A 17,006-nucleotide genomic window follows, 5' to 3' on the forward strand; every position below is an offset into this window, starting at 1 on the left:
TAGGTGAGAATCGAACTCATGAATCGGTCACCTCAGGTCACCCACATCTCGTGGGGACGGATGGAAGTCGAGGGGCTGCCCTCCGGCAAGGACTTCACGCTCTATCCCGGCGGTGGCCGCGTCTGGGACTGGAACGAGCACGGCACCCGGCATGAGCCGGGCATCCAGCCGGTGGACGTCCAGGAGCTCATCGACCGCGGCTGCACGGTGGTCGTGCTCAGCCGCGGTATGGAGCTACGCCTGCGGACGATGCCGGAGACCCTCGCACTCCTCGACGAGCAAGGGATCATCGTGCACGTGGAGGAGACGACCGAGGCCGTCGCTCTCTACAACCGGCTGGCCGAGACGGAGGCCGCCGGCGGGCTGTTCCACTCGACCTGCTGAGGCCGTCACCGGCCCCAGCCCGTGGGGGGCGTGGGGGGCGGAGCCCTCCACAGCGGGGGTCCCAGGGGGTCGCCCCCCTGGGCCGACAGGCCCTCCTGGCGCTAACGCACCGCGATGAAGTCGTCCGGGTCGCGGGGCGGGCGGTCGCGCGGGGGCGCGGCGGCGTGGCCGATGCCGACGGCGCCCATCGGGTCCCAGTTCGCCGGCAGGTCCAGGGCGTCGCGGACGACGTCCGCGCAGAACATCGTGCTCGACACCCAGCACGACCCCAGGCCCTCGACCGCGAGGGCGACGAGGAGGTTCTCGACCCCGGCGCCCATCGCGACCAGGAACATCTCGCGTTCGGCCCTCGACCGGCGCGGGTCCGGGTAGTCGTGTGAGCCGTCCATCACCAGGCACGGCACGACGAGGTACGGCGCGCGCCGGAGCACCTCGCCCCGTCGCAGCCGGCGCGTGATGGACTCCTCGGAGAACCCGTCGCGGCGCAGGTCCGCCTCCCAGGCGTCGCGCATCGCGTCGAGCAGGCGGTCCTTGGCCTCCTCGACCAGCACGAACCGCCACGGCGTGGTGTGGTGCGGCGCGGGCGCGGTGACCGCCGCGGACACCGCGCGGCGTACGGCGGCGCGGTCGACCGGTTCGTCGGTGAACTCCCGTACCGTACGGCGGGCCAGCAGGACGTCCGCCGAGCCGTACCGGAACATGTCCTCGTCGGCCGACCGGACCAGCACGCGGGCGCCCGGTCCGTCCTCGCCGGTGACCAGGTGGCCCAGGCCGCGTACGACCGCGACGGGCACACCGCTGAGCTTGCCCTTGACCAGCTCGGCGGCGGACGCGACCTCGTCGGCCACCGACGTCATCGTGGCCTCCAGCAGGTTGCCGTACGCGTCGGTGCGGCCCCGCAGGTCATCCATCGGAACCACCCCGGCGGCGCCGATCGCGGCGTCGGTCAGACCCAGCCGCCATGGCCGCCCGAGAGTGTCGGAGACGATCACGCCGAGGCGTACGCCGGTCAGCTCGCGGAGCCGGGCGCGGATCACGCGGGCGGACGCGTCGGGGTCCACCGGGAGCAGGAGCACGGTGCCCGGCTCGGTGTTGGAGGCGTCGACCCCGGCGGCCGCGAGTACGAGGCCCTGACGGTTCTGGACGATGCGGGTGCCGCCGCGGCGTGCGACGACGCGTACGGTCTCGGCGTCGATCGCCTTCTCCCGGTCGCCGGCGACGAGGAGCCTTCCCTCGGCCTTGCTCACGATCTTGGAGGTGACGACGACGATGTCCCCGTCGCGCAGATCGGTCCCGGCGATCAGCGCCGCGATGTCGTCGCCCTCGCGGACCTCCGGCAGGCCGGGGACGCCGAAGACCTCGAACGTCGTCGGAAGGGGGTTCATGCCCGCAGCTCCGACGCGAGGTCGATCGCCGCGCGCGCGATCTCGCCGGTGGCCTCGACGTCGGTCATCAGCAGGGGGCGGGCGCGTACCGTGATGCCGCCCAGATCGCCCGCCAGAGCGGCGTCGGCGGTGTCGACCAGCCAGCCGTCCAGCAGGTCCGCGCCGTAGTGCTCGGCGACCGCGCCGGCGGAGGTCCTCACCCCGATCGCGGTCAGGCACGCGTCGGCCATGCCGCGCACCGGAGCGCCGCCGATGATCGGGGAGACCCCGACCACGGTCTTGGCCGCGACCGCGGACCGTATCCCCGGCACCGACAGGATGGTGCCGACGCTGACCACCGGGTTGGACGGCGGCAGGATCACGACGTCGGCGGCCTCGATGGCCTCCAGCACACCCGGCGCCGGCTTGGCGTCCTCGGCGCCGACGGCGGCGATGCTCCGGGCCGGGACCGCGGCGTGCAGGCGTACCCACCACTCCTGGAAGTGGACCGCGCGTCTGCCCTCGTCGTCCTCGATCACGACATGCGTCTCGACCCGGTCGTCCGACATCGGCAGCAGGCGCACGCCGGGCCGCCAGCGGTCGCACAGCGCCTCGGTCACCGCCGACAGCGGATAGCCCGCCTCCAGCATCTGCGTCCGCACGATGTGCGTGGCGAAGTCGCGGTCCCCGAGGGTGAACCACGAGGGCCCGACCTCGTAGGCGGCGAGTTCGTCCCGCAGGGTGAAGGTCTCCTCCGCACGGCCCCATCCCTGCTCCTCGTTGATGCCACCTCCGAGGGTGTACATCACGGTGTCCAGGTCGGGACAGATTCGAAGTCCGAAGAGCGAAATGTCATCACCGGTATTGCCGACGACGGTGATGTCCGCTTTGGGATCGGCGTGCTGGAGTCCGCGCAGAAAACGAGCTCCGCCGATTCCGCCCGCGAGTGCCACGATGCGCATGCCGACAAGTCTGACACCACTGCCCTGGAGCAAATGCGACGGGCCATGTGCGTGTGCGAAGCTGACACAAACCGATTACTCACGGGAGCGGGTTCGTGAACAAAGACGTACAGCGGCTTCGAGAGCCCGGCGCGTGGGTTCTGCTCGGATCGGCCGCACTCCAGGTCATCGCGGGGTTGATCCGCCTCCTGCCCGGCGGCGGCAGCCCGCCGTTCACCTACACGGCGTTCTCGTACGTCAACAACGACGCGTTCTTCACCGGCGTGACGCTCACCGGGCTGGCCGTCATCGCCGTGCTGCTCGTGACCCGCCTCGGCGGCGGCCCGACGCGCCAGGCGCGCAACATCGCCCTCGCGGCCCTCATCGTCCTCGGCGTCGTCGCCCTGGTGAACATCGTGTGCATGCTGGCCGGCCTGGGGGCGGGTAACGGCAACGCGGGTCTGCTGCTCGACAGCGCGCTGTCCGCCAAGCTCACGATGTTCCTGTACGGGCTCGCCAAGCTGGCCGTCCTCGGTGTGGGTGGTTACTGGATTCTCACCGTCTACCAGTCCTTCGGACCGGCGACGCCGGTGGGACCGCAGTACCCGCAGCAGGGTTACGGTCAGCCGTACGGCCAGCCGGGCTACGGACCTCCCCAGCAGCCGCCGGTCTACGGCCAGCAGCCGCCGCAGCAGTACCCGCCGCAGGGCTACGTACGGGCGCCGTACGGCCCTCCCGGTTACGGCCAGCCCGGATATGGCCAGCAGCCGCAGCCCGGGGCTCGCCCTCCCATGCCGCAGCAGCCGCCCGCGTCTCCTCCGGCGCCGCCACAGCCGCCCGCGCCTCCGCAGTCCGCCCCCGAGTCCTCGCCGGCGCAGAGCGAGGACTCCGAGGGCGAGTGGACCCGTGCGTACGGTCAGGGCGACATCGCGAAGGCGCCGGACGACGGGCCGGATGAGGCGCCGTCGGATCGGTCGCCGTCGAGTGATCCGTACCGGCCGCCGGAGTAATCGCCGGACGGAGAAACACCCCCATCGCGGGCCGGTCCGAGCGCTGCGCAGATAAAGTCCTCCCTCCGTCGCGCTCGGTTCCTGATCATGTTTACGCAGGTCAGCCGGGTTTTTTTAGACGGGGCAGACCTTTCGCATCCGATTCCGCTTGACGTCTGCGCCTCCACACGCGTGTAATTTCATGGGTGTAGTTCAACGCCTTCCCGGGGGATAGTGACAGGGAAGGCGTGACCAGGGGGGCTCCACGGGGCTAGGAGGTGCGCTATGGGCGAGGTGCTCATCCCGCTGGCGCACGGCACAGACGGTGAAGAGTTGGGCTGGCAGGAGCGCGCCCTGTGTGCGCAGACGGATCCGGAAGCTTTTTTTCCGGAGAAGGGTGGCTCCACTCGCGAGGCCAAGAAGGTGTGCCGCGCTTGCGATGTACGTGCGGAGTGTCTGGAATATGCGCTCGGCCATGACGAACGTTTCGGTATTTGGGGTGGTTTGTCCGAGCGCGAGCGCCGCAAGCTCAAGCGTGCCGCCGGCTGACGCCGGCGAAGGAATCGCACGCCATCGGTGAGCTTCACCGTCGGCCTTGCCGGACAAGGCGTGCGTGACGGGCGGCTTCGCGTATTCTGGTCAGCCGTGCCGGGCAGCTGAGCCCGGTCCGGCTGACCACTCGGATGTAAATATTGGCGCCCCAACTCGACCGTCACGTCGTCACAGCGGTGCTCGTCACACATGATGGCGCGCGCTGGCTGCCGGAGACGCTCAAGGCGCTCCTGACCCAGAGCCATCCGATCGACCGGCTCGTCGCGGCGGACACCGGCAGTACCGACGCCGGACCCGCGATGCTCACCGAGGTCGTCGGCGAAGGCAACCTCATCTCACTACCGTCCGGCACCCGCTACGCCGACGCCGTCACGGCGACCGTCGCACACCCGGCCGCGGGCATCGCCGTCCCGGCTCCGGAAACCGGCAGCGTCGCCGACCGCGTCGAATGGATCTGGCTGCTCCACGACGACTCCGCACCGGCACCGAACGCGCTGGAGAGCCTGCTCCGCACCGCCGAGTCCCATCCGCCCGCGGCGATCCTCGGGCCCAAGCTGCGTGACTGGAACGACCGGCGCGTCCTGCTCGAAGCGGGCATCGCCATCGACCGCACCGGCCGCCGCGAGACCGGGCTGGACCCACGGGAGTTCGACCAGGGCCAGCACGACACGATCCGCGAGGTCATGGCCGTCAGCACCGCCGGCATGCTCGTGCGCCGCGACGTGTGGGACGAACTCGACGGCCTCGAACCCGCCTTCGGCCTCTTCCGCGACGACGTCGACTTCGGCTGGCGCGCCTACGCCGCCGGTCACCGCGTGCTGGTGGCGCCCGACGCCGTGGTCTTCCACGCCGAGGCCGCGACCCGGGGCGAACGCCAGGTGGCGTTCCCGGCCGACGACCGGCGCAGCGCGCTGCTCGTGCTGTTCGCGAACCTGCCGCTGTCCGGTCTCGCCCTGTCACTGCCCTTCAACGTCATCGCCTCCCTGGTTCGGGCCGTCTTCTTCGCCACGGCCAAACGGCCCGGCGCCGCGGGCGCGGAGCTGGCGGCGCTGCGCGGTGCGCTCTTCCGCGCTCCGCGTCTGCGCCGGCGCAGACGCCCCGGGCTGACGGCCAGCGGCGTCAGCCGGTTCCAGCCGCGCTGGCCGACGCTGCGGCGGCTGCCGGACCTGCTGGTCGGCAGGCGGATTCCGCTGCCGGCGGCCGAACCCGGGATGCTGCGGCGCTGGCTCCGGCGTCCGGGCGTGCTGATGACGCTCGCACTCACCGTGGTCGCCCTGGTCGCCGAGCACGGCCTCATCACCAAGGGCGGACGGCTCGGTGGCGGCGCGCTCGTACCCGCCTGGGGCGGCGCGAGCGACCTGTGGGCCGAATACCTCACCGGCTGGCACCCCGTCGGCCTCGGATCAGGCTCGGGGGCCCCGCCGTACGCGGGGGTGCTCGCCCTCCTTGCGACCCTGCTGCTGGGCAAGCCGTGGCTCGCGGTCCTCGTCCTGCTGATCGCGTGCGTTCCGCTGGCCGGTCTCACCGCCTACACCGCCATGCGCCGGCTCCGTGGCGCCGGCGCCACGGTGGCCGTCTGGACCGGTGTCACGTACGCGCTGCTGCCGGTCGCGACCGGTGCCATCGCGACCGGGCGGATCGGCACGGTCGTGGTCATCGTCCTGCTGCCCCTGATCGGCGTCTTCGCCGGCGGCATGCTCGCCGCCTCCTCGCGGCACGCCGCCTGGGCGGTCGCGCTGCTGCTCACCATCGCTATGGCGTTCGCGCCGCTCACCTGGCCGCTCGCCCTGCTCGTCGGGCTGCCTGCGAGGTACGCCCTGGGCGGTCACCGGCCGCACGCCGGCCGCCGCCTGGCCATCGCGCTGGGCGTGCCGCCTCTCCTGTTGCTGCCGTGGACGCTGCACCTGCTGGCCCATCCGTCGGAGTTCCTGCGCGAGGCGGGGCTCCGTGCCTCCGTCGCCCGGCCCGCCGCGGGTGAACTGATCATGCTGAACCCGGGTGGTCCCGGCGCACCGGTGTTCTGGGCCACCGCCGGGCTCACCGCGGCGGGGCTGGCGGCCCTGCTGCTGCCGCGGCAGCGTACGGCGGTGCTGACCGGCTGGCTGCTCGCGCTCGCCGGCCTGCTGGTCGCGATCCTCGTCCTGGCCAGGCCGGCCTGGCCAGGGGTGGCGCTGACCTTCGCCGCGGCCGGTGTCGTCCTGGCGGCCTCGGGCGTGCTGCACGCCGCGGTCGCGCGGTTGTGGGCACCGGGGCTCCTCGTACGTTCGGCGGCGATCGCCGGTGTGCTGGTCGCGGTGTCCACACCGCTGCTCGCCGCGGGCGCCTGGATCGTCCACGGCACGCACGGGCCGCTGGTCAGGCCCAACCCCGACGCCATCCCGCTGGACGTCGCCTCACACGTGACCCGGCCGCGCGTCCTCGTCCTCGCCCAGCGCCCGGGGGAGCCGATCACGGCGACGGTGCTCCGCGACCGCCTGCCGATACCGGGTGAGGAGTCCGTGCCGGCACCCGAGGCCGCACGGGGACACCTGCGCGCGGCGGTCGCCGCCCTCACCTCCGGCACCGGCGGCGCCTCGGCGCTGGCCCGCTTCGGCGTGGGGTACGTTCTGGTGCCCTATCCCGATCGCGACCCGCTCGCGGGCACCCTCGACGCCGTACCCGACCTGGCCCGGCTGGGCCGCAGCTCGCGCTTCGGTCTCTGGCAGCCGGTCGCTCCCGCCGGGCGGCTGATGCTCGTCGACGGGCGCACGGTCACGCCGCTGGCGGCCGGCTCGATCGACGCGAGGGTCCGGATCCCCTCGGGCGCGCCCGGCCGTACTCTCCTGCTGGCCGAGCCGGCGAGCGGCGGCTGGCACGCCACGATCGACGGCCACGCGGTGCGCGGGCACACCGTCGACGGCTGGGCGGAGGCCTATGACGTGCCGCCCTCGGGCGGATCCTTCACGCTGCACCGGGGCATGGTGCTGCGTCATCTGTGGGTCACCGCGCAGGGCCTGGCGCTGGTGCTGGTCGCGCTGCTGGCGCTGCCGTCGGAGCAGTGGGTCGAACGCCCGCGGCGCCACCGCCGCCGTCGCGGCGGCCACGTGCGCACCGAGGAGACCCCGGCACTGCTGAGCGGGGTGGAGTCGTGAGCGCCGGGTCGATGCTGGTGACCGTCCGTAAGGCGCTCGGGCCTGCCACGCGGACCGTCTACCGTGCGGCGCGCGCGACCGTGCGCGCGGTGTTCCGGCTCGTGCGGGCGGTCGTCCGTGCGGTGTCGGCGTTCGCCGCGCGGCTCTCCTCGGCGAACACCCGGCCGCAGTGGATGAACCGCCTGCCCGGCAACCGCTTCGCGCTCGCCGCCCTGATCGTGCTCGCCCTCGTCGCGCTGTACGGCGTCGCGTCGTTCGCACGTCCGGCCTCCTCCGCACCCCGCCGGGTCGTCAGCGTCCCGGTCACCTCGGCCAACCCCGTCTGCCCCGACACGCACGGCGCGCGGGTCAGCGCGCTCACCCCGCCCGGGGCCCGCGGAGCGGGAAAGGCGTGGGCCGCCGGCACACCGGTCACGCTGACCACGCCGGGCACCGCGTGGTCCACCGACGTCAAGAAGGGCGCCGGGCCGTGGGTGTTCGGCGCGTACGGCTCCATGGCGCCGGGCCTGACGGTCGAGCAGACCACGTCCGGCGGCGGGCTGGCCGGCACACGCTGCGTCCAGCCGGGCACCGACCTGTGGTTCGCCGGCCCCGGGCCCGCGGACGCCAAGGACGTCAGCCTGTACCTCACCAACGTCGACGACCGGCCCGTGACGGCCGTCGTGGCCGCGCTGAGCCCGGAGGGCTCGATCGAGACGCCGGAGGGCCGTAACGACGTCCTCGTCGGTCCGCACTCCACGCGTGTGGTCGAGGTCGGCGTGCAGGTGGAGGGCTTCGGCGACGCGGCGGCGAGTGCCAAGCTTCTGGCGCTGCACGTCCACGCCGCCACCGGGCGGATCGCGGCGGCCGTGCGCGTCGAGCGGAAGAAGGGCGCGGACTGGCTGCCCGCGACCGTACCCGGCACCCGCGTCGTCGTGCCGGGACTGCCCGCCGGCAGCGGTCACCGGCGGCTGCTGGTCGCGGTCCCCGGCCGTGACGAGGTGTCGGTGAGCGTGCAGGGCATGTCGTCCGCGGGCACGTTCTCGCCCACCGGGCAGCGCAACCTCCAGGCGCCGGCGCTCGCGGTCAGCCCGTTCGATGTCGGCCTGGGCGGCAAGTTCGCCGGGCTGCGACTCGTCTCCAACCGGCCGATCGTGGCGGTGGTCGTCGCCGATGAGGGCGACGACTTCGCGGTCACCGCGGCGACGCCGCCGCTCACCTCCGCGACGCGGAACGGGCAGGCCGGTGGGGTCGGCCTGGTGGCCGATGACCGGGACAGTACGACGCTGCTGCTGACGGCTCCCGGACCGGCCGCCACCGTACGCCTCACCCAGGTCATGGCCCAGGGCCCGACCGGCACCGCGCAGAACGTCAGCGTGCGGGCCGGCCACACCGTCGAGGTGAAGATGCCACCGCCGGCCGGCGGGGACGACTACGGCCTGACGATCGTGCCCGCACCGGGTTCCGGGCCCGTGTACGCCGCCCGGCTGCTCAAGATCAAGAAGCAGGGGATCACTCTGCTACCGATCGCCCCGGCTCGCATGTTCGCGGTGCTGCCCCCCGTCACGGACACGCCGCTTCCCTAGAGCGGCGTCCTCACGGCACGACGGTCATGGATGTTGACGGTTCGATTCACCCGTGCCCGCCGCGACGGCGGATGCCGATCCATTGCCGGAACCGCCGCGGAAACGCATTCAGTCGTCGGGAGAGTCGTAGGTCGGGTCGATGGACTCGGGCGAGAGGCCGAGCAGCTCGGCCACCTCCTCGACCACGACGTCGCGGATCAGGCGGGCGCGGTCGCGTTCGTCCTCTCCGCCGCGTGCCTCGACCGGACGGCGGTAGACCACGATCCGGGGCGGGCGGCCGTCAGCGGCGGGCACGAGGCGGCTGAGGGGTATCGCGTCCGGCTCCAGGGCGTGGGGGTCGATCGCGGGTACTTCCTCGACGGCGAACTCCACCCCGGCCAGCTGCCGGCTCCAGCGCTGCTCGAGCCGGTGGGCCTCGTCGCGTACGAGATCATCGAAGCGCTCGGCACGCGTGCGGGAGATCGGCGCCTCCGCCGGTGCGAGCGGCCCGCGCATACCGCGGCCGCGGCGGTCACGACGGCGCGTGCTGGAGCCTGTCACGCGTGATCGCACATCTTCGAGCATAGTCCGCCCGAAACGCCCTGCGGGGTGCGGATGGTTCGACCGGTCACGCGATCCGCTCTGAGTCATGTCTTGGTCACGCCACCCTCCACATTTGAGATTGCGGAACCGGTCACGCCGGATGACCGGCCACGACTCGCTGCGACGTTTCCTCCGTCCCGCCCGGCGTATTACCTGCTGAGCGGCCTCTGCCGCTCTGTGGACGCCCGCTCCACTCGTGCGAAGGGCCGCCGCGACAAAGATCCGTTATGCACGTGGGCGCCTGAAATACGGCGACACGAAGTGAGGATAGTGGCGCCGGTACGGGGGGAGGGGATACGTTCCCGTCGTGAGCCCCGTCCGCATCTGCTCCCGCACCGCGTGCAAGCAGTCTGCTGTCTACACGCTCACGTACGTCTATGCCGACTCGACCGCTGTTCTCGGCCCGCTGGCTGCGTACGTCGAGCCGCACTGTTATGACCTGTGCGCCGAGCACGCGGAGCGCTTGACCGCGCCCGTCGGCTGGGAGCTGGTCCGCCTTCCCGCCGAGGAGTCCGAGCCGAGCAGCGACGACCTCGAGGCCCTCGCCAACGCCGTACGCGAGGCGGCCAAGCCCATCGCCCCCCGGCAGGAGCCGGTCGGGCAGGGCACCGAAGTCGGCAGGCGCGGCCACCTACGGGTCCTGCGCTCGGACACGCCCCGCAAGCCCTGACTCCATCCCCGGTAGGCTCTCGATACGTCGTTACGACATCGTGCCGAAGCAAGGGGCCAGGAGTGAGTGACCTCACCAAGATCTTCAAGGCGTACGACATCCGGGGCGTCGTCCCCGACGAGCTGAACGAAGAGATCGCCGAGGCCGTCGGCGCGGCTTTCGTACGCGTGACGGGTGCTCCGGCGATCGTGACCGCGCACGACATGCGCACCTCGTCCGGTCCGCTTTCGGCCGCCTTCGCCCGTGGCGCCACCGCACAGGGCGCGGATGTGATCGAGGCGGGGCTGGGCTCGACCGACATGCTCTACTACGCCAGTGGCAGCCTCGACATGCCGGGCGCGATGTTCACCGCCAGCCACAACCCCGCCCAGTACAACGGGATCAAGCTCTGCCGCGCCGGCGCCAAGCCGGTCGGCCAGGACACCGGCCTGGCCGAGATCCGCGAGCTCGTCGACGGCGGCGTGCCGGCCCACGATGGTCCGGCCGGCTCCGTTAGCACGCGCGACCTGCTGTCCGGGTACGCCGAGCATCTGAAGACCCTCGTGGACCTGTCCGGCATCCGGCCGCTGAAGGTCGTCGTCGACGCGGGCAACGGCATGGGCGGGCACACCGTCCCGAGCGTGTTCGAAGGCCTGCCGATCGACCTGGTCCCGCTCTACTTCGAGCTCGACGGCTCCTTTCCCAACCACGAGGCCAACCCGATCGAGGCCGCCAACATCGTCGACCTGCAGGCGGCGGTGCGCGAGCAGGGCGCCGACATCGGGCTGGCCTTCGACGGCGACGCCGACCGCTGCTTCGTCGTGGACGAGCGCGGTGAGCCGGTGGCACCCTCGACCGTCACGGCGCTGGTCGCCGTACGCGAGCTGAGCAGACACGGCGGCGCGGGCCGGATCGTGCACAACCTGATCACCTCGCGGGCCGTCCCGGAGATCGTCCGTGAGCACGGGGGCGAGCCGGTGCGCACCCGCGTCGGTCACTCCTTCATCAAGCAGACGATGGCCGAGACCGACGCCATGTTCGGCGGCGAGCACTCGGGTCACTACTACTTCCGCGACTTCTGGTTCGCCGACTCCGGCATGCTCGCCGCGATGCACGTCCTGGCCGCGCTCGGCGGTCAGGAGCGGCCGCTGTCGGACCTGCTGAGCGAGTTCACGCGCTACGCCGCCTCCGGAGAGATCAACAGCAAGGTCACCGACCAGGACGGCGCGATGGCGCAGGTGCGCGCGGAGTTCGAGAGCCGTCCGGGCGTGACCGTCGATGATCTCGACGGGCTGACGGTCGGCCACGACGACTGGTGGTTCAACCTCCGGGCCTCCAACACCGAACCCCTGCTGCGGCTCAACGCCGAGGCCACTGACGACGAGACGATGGCCGCCGTACGGGATGAGGTCCTCGAGATCGTGCGAAAGGGAAACGAATGAAGATCGACTCCTGGCTGCTGGAGATCCTCGCCTGCCCCAACTGCCATGGCGCGCTGAGGTCGGACGAGGCCGCGGAAGAGCTCGTCTGCACCGGCACCTGCAAGTACGCCTACCCGGTCCGCGACGACATCCCGGTCCTGCTGGTGGACGAGGCCAGGACTCCTGTATGACCGACGAGCACATCGGAGGGCCGGCGCGCCGATGAGTCTTCCCGAGCCCGACTACGGCCTCCTCGATGATCCGGAGGCACTGGCCGAGGCGGACCCGGGCGAGATGCTGCGCCATGTCGCCTCGGCGGCCGCGCAGGTCCGCGAGGCCCAGCTCCTGGCCACCGAGGCCGGGATCGACCGGATCGCCCAGGGCGGCCGGCCGCGCGCCATCGTGGTCGCCGGAATGGGCGGCTCCGGGATCGCGGGCGAGGTGCTCGCCGCGATCTGCGGCCTCGGCTGCCCGGTGCCGATCACGACCGTGCACGGCTACCGGCTGCCCGGCTGGGTCGGTGCCGCCGACCTGGTGATCGTCGTGTCCCGCTCCGGCGCGACCGAGGAGACTCTCGGCGCGGCGGCGGACGCGGCACGCCGCGGCTGCCGGCTGCTGTGCGTCGGCGCCGGCGGGTCACCGCTCGCCGAGCTGGCCGTTCAGTCCGGCGCCCTGTTCGTACCCGTGCCGCCGGCCGCGCAGACCCGCGCGGCGCTGTGGGGGCTGAGCATTCCGCCGCTGCTGGCCGCGGGCGCGCTCGGCCTCGCGAACGTCCCCCCGGAGGTGCTCGAGCGCACCGCCGAGCGGCTGGAGGAGATGAGCCACCTGTGCCGGCCGGCCAGTGAGTCGTTCGTCAACCCCGGCAAGCAGACCGCGGTGGAGATCGCCGGATCGATTCCGATGATCTGGGGGACCTCGCCGCTGACCGGCGTGGTGGCGGGCCGGTTCGCCGCACAGCTCGCCATTAATGCGAAATATCCTGCTATTTCAGGCGAGCTGCCGGAAGCCAACCACAGCCAGGTGATGACCTTCGACGGGGTCTTCGCCGCGCCGGCGGGAGCCACCGCCGGGGAGGACGACTTCTTCCGTGACCGGGTCGACGAGCCGGAGGCGACGCGCCTGCGCCTGGTCATGATCCGCGACACCAAAGAACACCCGCAGGTGACACGGAGGCGCGAGGCGTCCGCCGAGCTCGCGGCCGACCGCGGTGTGCCGGTGACCGAGCTCGCCGCTCGGGGGGAGCACCCCCTCGAACGGCTCGCCGGGCTCATCGCCCACGCCGACTACGCCAGCGTCTACCTGGCGCTGGCCCTCGGGGCGGATCCGACGCCCGTACCGGCCATCCAAGAACTCAAAGTGAGGATCTCGTGACCAGCGTGATGACCGGGAGCGACCGTGAGTGCTGAGGGCGGGAGCAAGGCGATCGTCGCGGCGCTCGCCGCCAACCTGGGCATCGCCGTGGCCAAGTTCGTGGCATTCGCCTTCACCGGCTCGGCCTCGATGATGGCCGAGGGCGTGCACTCCATCGCCGACTCGGGCAACCAGGGCCTGCTCATCCTCGGCCGCAACCGCTCGAAACGCGCCGAGACGAGCAAACATCCGTTCGGCTACGGCCGTGAACGCTTCTTCTACGCCTTCATCGTCGCGGTCGTGCTGTTCACCGTCGGCTCGCTCTTCTCGCTGTACGAGGGCTGGCACAAGATCCACGAGCCGCACGACATCGACGATCCGCTCTGGGCGTTCGGCGTGCTCGCCTTCGGGATCGTGCTGGAGGGCCTCTCCTTCCGTACCGCGATCAAGGAGTCCAACCTCACCCGGGGAAAGCACAGCTGGGTGGCCTACATCCGGCGGGCACGTGCTCCCGAGCTGCCGGTCGTGATCCTGGAGGACTTCGCGGCGCTGATCGGCCTCGTCGTCGCCCTCATCTGCGTCGCCCTGGCCGTGATCACCGGGAACGGCATCTGGGACGGCGTGGGCTCGGCCGTCATCGGCCTGCTGCTGGCCTTCGTGGCCGTCGTGCTGGCCGTGGAGACCAAGAGCATGCTCATCGGCGAGTCCGCGGTCGGCGAGATCGAGAAGAAGATCATCGCCGAGCTCGAGTCGGTCGACGTGATCGACCGGGTCATCCACCTGCGCACCCTGCACATGGGGCCGGAGGAGCTGCTCGTCGCGGCCAAGATCGCGGTCACCCACGATGACACGGCCGCCGAGGTGGCCCGCGCCATCGACGCGGCCGAGAGCCGGATCCGGGAGGCCGTCCCGATGGCCCGCCACATCTACATCGAGCCCGACCTCGACCGGGCCCGGACCAAGCCGGAGAACGCCGGCTGACACGTCGCCGTCCCGTGCGGTCGGCCGGGCGAACGGCACCGCCCCCGTGGCCTGCGCCTCGGGGGCGGTCAGTCCTCCCTGGCGCCGCCCGGTGTGACCAGGCCCGACTCGTACGCGAGCACGACCGCCTGTGCGCGGTCGCGTAGGCCCAGCTTGGTGAACACCCGCGCGACGTGTGTCTTGACCGTGTGCTCGCTCACCACCAGGCTCCGGGCGATCTCGCCGTTGGACAGACCGCCGGCGATCAGGCCGAGCACCTCGGTCTCGCGTGCGGTCAGGGTCGCCAGGCCCGGTGCCGGCCGGGGCCTGGCCCGGCGCTGGCGGGAGAACTCCTTGATCAGCCGTCCCGTCACCTGGGGGGCGAGCAGCGCGTCGCCGCGCGCGACCACGCGTACCGCCGAGACGAGGTCGTCGGCCGTCGCGTCCTTGAGCAGGAAGCCGCTGGCCCCGGCCGACAGCGCCTCGTAGACATACTCGTCCACGTCGAAGGTGGTCAGTACGAGGACGCGGGTCGACGCGTTGGCGGGGTCGGCGAGGATCCGCTTGGTCGCGTCGATGCCGTCCATGCCGGGCATGCGGATGTCCATCAGGACGACGTCGGGGCGGTGGGTCTCGGCGAGCCGTACCGCTTCCCGGCCGTCACCGCCCTGGGCGACGACGTCGATGTCGGGCTGGGCGGCGAGGAGTGCGGCGAAACCGGCGCGCACGATCGTCTGGTCGTCGGCGATCAGCACTCGGATCATGAATGCCGATTCTGGCCTACCGGAAGCTCGGCCTGCACGGCGAATCCACCCTCAGTACGCGGACCTGCGGCGAAGCGGCCACCGAGCATCGTGGCGCGCTCGCGCATCCCGACGAGTCCATGCCCCATCACCTTGGTCCGGTCCTCCACCTTCGTGACCGGGACCGAGGTGCCGTCGTCGACGACGCGTACGGCGAGCCGGTCACCGAGGTAGTTCAGCTCGACCCGTACCCGTGAGCCGGGCGCGTGCCGCCGCGCGTTCGTCAGCGCCTCCTGGACGATGCGGTACGCCGACAGCTCGATGGTCGTGGACAGCGGGCGTACGGAACCGTGCACGCTCAGCTGCGCCTGGCCGCCCGCGCCCCGGTGGCTGTCGATGAGCTCGCCCAGCCGGTCGAGCCTGGGCTGCGGCGTCACCTCGGGCTCGGTGCCCGGGTCGGCGCGCAGCACGCTGAGCAGCCGCCGCATCTCCTCCAGCGCCTCGCGCGCCGCGCCGGCCACCTCCGCGAAGCCCTTCTTGGCCTCGGGGGACAGGTCGCGCATCGTGTACGGAGCGGTCTCGGCCTGGACGGCGATCATCGAGACCGAGTGCGCGACGACGTCGTGCAGCTCGCGCGCGATCCGCGCCCGCTCGCGCAGGACCGCCTGTTCGTGCTGGACGGCGTTCAGGCGTGTCAGCGTCTCGCTGTTGCGCTCCCGCTCCTCGTCCATGCTGGCCTCGGCCGTCTCGACCGTACGGCGTGCGTCACCCAGTCCGAGGGCCGCGACGACGGCGACCACGGCGGCCGGCCAGGGGATCTGGTCGAGACTGCCGGCGGCGAGGTAGACGACGGCGACGGTCACGACGCTGCCGACGCCGAGCACGCCGGTGGACTGGCGCGGCAGCTGCTGGGCCAGCAGGAACAGCGTGTACAGCCCGGCGAAGGCGGTCGTGGCGAGGAGCGCCTGCCCGGACAGCAGGCTCGCGGCGAGGGCCCCGAGCGTGATGGCCGCGGCGGGCCGCAGCGACTCGCGCCGGAACATCAACGGCACCGTTGAGGCGAGCGCGAACCCGCCGTTGAGGCTGACCGCATCGAGGTGGTGCAGGGGAAGCTCGAACAGCGCGGCGAGCGCGAGCACCGCACCGGTCACCGGCCCGTACCACCACGACGTGCCGAAGCGGCGCCAGGCGCGGGCCCAGCGCACCAGCGGGGGCGTACGTGGCGGTGGACCGGGAGGGCCGCCCCGCGGCGCGTAGAGGGTGCCGTCGGGCGCGACGTACGGGGGCGGCGCGGGCGGCGTGTTCCGGCCGTAGAGGGCGGCGACGAGGCGGTTCGTGAGCGGTCGCAGCAGGCGGGTGATGCCGGTGATGATCCACAGCAGGACCTGGCCGACGGCGGTGACCACCTGAGCCGCCAGACGCCATGCCGCGGGTCCGGCTTCCTGGAGGAAGTCAGGTTTTTCGCTAGTCACCCTTCATCTTCACCCGCGGAGGGCGATGCTCGCCTCACCGTACGGAACGATTTCACCTCCCTGAGATCGGTTCGATGTCCACCTGCAGGACGACGCGAGGTCCCTCCTTCAGGGGGACGCGGTGGAGGGGGCCGACGACGTAACTTCATGGATGTGACAAGGGCACGGCGTCTCCGTACTAGGGGGTCCGGAGGCGTTGTCCCTGGTCCGTCATCCGACCCTCGGGGGTTCGGATGGCGCGACCGGTCTCCCTCGCCGGGTGGCCGTCGGCCGTCATTGGTCTCCTGTGGGTACTCCCCATCGGCGGCACGATCGGGCACACCATGGGCTGGGGTCGTCCCGATCCGGCCACCCAGGCGAGGGTCTCCGCCCTCCACGCACATCGGCTCCCCGCCGCGCGGCGGTCACTGACGGCCCCGGCCCCAGGGTCTCCGCCCTGGCGGCCGCAGGCCGCGGTCGGCGACCTGAAGGCGCCCGCTAGCGCCTGCCGCGCAACAGGCGCAGGGCCTTCTCCTTCTCGAAGTCCAGGGCGCGTGCGGGCGGTGCGGACAGTCGCCCGATACGCTCGCCGAGCTCCCGTACCGACGCCCGTACGTCGGGTTCGGCCAGCACGCGCAGTCCGAAGGCGAGCTCTCCAGGGCTGATGTCGTACCGCTTCTCCAGCGTCAGCGCGAGCGCCACCGCGCGCAGCTCGTCCTCGCCGAAGCGCCGGTGCCCTCGCGGCTCACGGGTCGGGGGGAGCAGTCCGAGAGCCTCGCGGTAGCGGAGCATGCGGGGCGAGGTGCCGAGCCGCTGGGCGGCCTCCGTGATGCGCATGAGGCTTATTCTGACAAATCTGTGTTAGAAACGGCCACTCGGCCGTGCATCGCCCGGCGAGCCCGGCCTAGACTCGGTCCTGATACC

Annotated in this window: 16 protein-coding genes; 10 read left to right on the forward strand and 6 right to left on the reverse strand. The window is 72.0% G+C overall.

The window, feature by feature from the left end; all coding sequences use genetic code 11:
- Nucleotides 1-18: 18 nt before the first annotated feature.
- Nucleotides 19-384, forward strand: coding sequence for an Mth938-like domain-containing protein (locus FB559_RS19530; RefSeq protein ID WP_141956959.1), 366 nt, complete (start codon nucleotides 19-21; stop codon nucleotides 382-384).
- 101 nt (nucleotides 385-485) lie between these two features.
- On the opposite strand, the gene FB559_RS19535 is transcribed toward FB559_RS19530, so the two are convergent.
- Nucleotides 486-1,769: a coenzyme F420-0:L-glutamate ligase gene (locus FB559_RS19535; RefSeq protein ID WP_141956960.1), complete on the reverse strand. Its 1,284-nt coding sequence runs from the start codon at nucleotides 1,767-1,769 to the stop codon at nucleotides 486-488.
- Complete coding sequence (gene cofD / locus FB559_RS19540; protein WP_141956961.1) at nucleotides 1,766-2,710, reverse strand: 2-phospho-L-lactate transferase; 945 nt, start codon at nucleotides 2,708-2,710, stop codon at nucleotides 1,766-1,768. The genes FB559_RS19535 and cofD overlap by 4 nt, the downstream gene beginning before the upstream one ends.
- A 95-nt stretch (nucleotides 2,711-2,805) precedes the next feature.
- On the opposite strand from cofD, the gene FB559_RS19545 reads away from it, so the two are divergent.
- The 4 genes from FB559_RS19545 (at nucleotide 2,806) to FB559_RS19560 (ending at nucleotide 8,926) form a co-directional block, all read left to right on the forward strand.
- Nucleotides 2,806-3,699, forward strand: a complete 894-nt coding sequence (locus tag FB559_RS19545; RefSeq protein ID WP_141956962.1) for a hypothetical protein — start codon at nucleotides 2,806-2,808, stop codon at nucleotides 3,697-3,699.
- 264 nt (nucleotides 3,700-3,963) lie between these two features.
- Entirely contained in the window at nucleotides 3,964-4,227 is a 264-nt protein-coding gene (locus tag FB559_RS19550; RefSeq protein WP_141956963.1) for a WhiB family transcriptional regulator, read from the forward strand.
- 179 nt (nucleotides 4,228-4,406) lie between these two features.
- Nucleotides 4,407-7,361 carry a glycosyltransferase gene (locus FB559_RS19555; RefSeq protein ID WP_141956964.1) on the forward strand — a complete coding sequence of 985 codons (2,955 nt, stop codon included), beginning with the start codon at nucleotides 4,407-4,409 and terminating at the stop codon, nucleotides 7,359-7,361.
- Nucleotides 7,358-8,926 (forward strand): DUF5719 family protein, encoded by a 1,569-nt coding sequence (locus FB559_RS19560; RefSeq protein ID WP_141956965.1) that lies wholly within the window; start codon nucleotides 7,358-7,360, stop codon nucleotides 8,924-8,926. Before FB559_RS19555 ends, FB559_RS19560 begins: the two co-directional genes overlap by 4 nt.
- 108 nt (nucleotides 8,927-9,034) lie before the next feature.
- Here FB559_RS19560 and FB559_RS19565 read toward each other — a convergent pair whose 3' ends face one another.
- Nucleotides 9,035-9,490, reverse strand: a complete 456-nt coding sequence (locus FB559_RS19565) for a metallopeptidase family protein (protein ID WP_141956966.1) — start codon at nucleotides 9,488-9,490, stop codon at nucleotides 9,035-9,037.
- A 325-nt stretch (nucleotides 9,491-9,815) separates the two neighbouring features.
- Between FB559_RS19565 and FB559_RS19570 the strand changes: the two genes are divergently transcribed.
- The 5 genes from FB559_RS19570 to FB559_RS19590 all read left to right on the forward strand — a co-directional run bounded on the left by FB559_RS19570 (nucleotide 9,816) and on the right by FB559_RS19590 (nucleotide 13,909).
- Nucleotides 9,816-10,178: a DUF3499 domain-containing protein gene (locus tag FB559_RS19570; protein WP_141956967.1), complete on the forward strand. Its 363-nt coding sequence runs from the start codon at nucleotides 9,816-9,818 to the stop codon at nucleotides 10,176-10,178.
- A 62-nt stretch (nucleotides 10,179-10,240) separates the two neighbouring features.
- Complete coding sequence (locus FB559_RS19575; RefSeq protein ID WP_141956968.1) at nucleotides 10,241-11,599, forward strand: phosphomannomutase/phosphoglucomutase; 1,359 nt, start codon at nucleotides 10,241-10,243, stop codon at nucleotides 11,597-11,599.
- On the forward strand, nucleotides 11,596-11,769 hold the full coding sequence (locus FB559_RS19580) for a Trm112 family protein (RefSeq protein WP_141956969.1): 174 nt from the start codon (nucleotides 11,596-11,598) through the stop codon (nucleotides 11,767-11,769). Before FB559_RS19575 ends, FB559_RS19580 begins: the two co-directional genes overlap by 4 nt.
- A gap of 31 nt (nucleotides 11,770-11,800) precedes the next feature.
- The gene (locus FB559_RS19585; protein WP_141956970.1) at nucleotides 11,801-12,949 is read left to right on the forward strand and encodes an SIS domain-containing protein; all 1,149 of its coding nucleotides are present in this window, start codon (nucleotides 11,801-11,803) and stop codon (nucleotides 12,947-12,949) included.
- Between the two features lie 24 nt (nucleotides 12,950-12,973).
- Nucleotides 12,974-13,909, forward strand: coding sequence for a cation diffusion facilitator family transporter (locus FB559_RS19590; RefSeq protein ID WP_141956971.1), 936 nt, complete (start codon nucleotides 12,974-12,976; stop codon nucleotides 13,907-13,909).
- Between the two features lie 68 nt (nucleotides 13,910-13,977).
- Here the strand turns inward: FB559_RS19590 and FB559_RS19595 are convergent, their stop codons facing one another.
- The 3 genes from FB559_RS19595 to FB559_RS19605 form a co-directional block, all read right to left on the reverse strand.
- Nucleotides 13,978-14,652: a response regulator gene (locus FB559_RS19595; RefSeq protein WP_141956972.1), complete on the reverse strand. Its 675-nt coding sequence runs from the start codon at nucleotides 14,650-14,652 to the stop codon at nucleotides 13,978-13,980.
- Nucleotides 14,649-16,103, reverse strand: coding sequence for a sensor histidine kinase (locus FB559_RS19600; protein ID WP_141956973.1), 1,455 nt, complete (start codon nucleotides 16,101-16,103; stop codon nucleotides 14,649-14,651). Before FB559_RS19600 ends, FB559_RS19595 begins: the two co-directional genes overlap by 4 nt.
- Nucleotides 16,104-16,580: 477 nt before the next feature.
- Nucleotides 16,581-16,919, reverse strand: coding sequence for a MerR family transcriptional regulator (locus FB559_RS19605; protein ID WP_141956974.1), 339 nt, complete (start codon nucleotides 16,917-16,919; stop codon nucleotides 16,581-16,583).
- Between the last annotated feature and the right edge of the window lie 87 nt (nucleotides 16,920-17,006).

Source organism: Actinoallomurus bryophytorum, from assembly GCF_006716425.1.
Lineage (GTDB): Bacteria > Actinomycetota > Actinomycetes > Streptosporangiales > Streptosporangiaceae > Actinoallomurus > Actinoallomurus bryophytorum.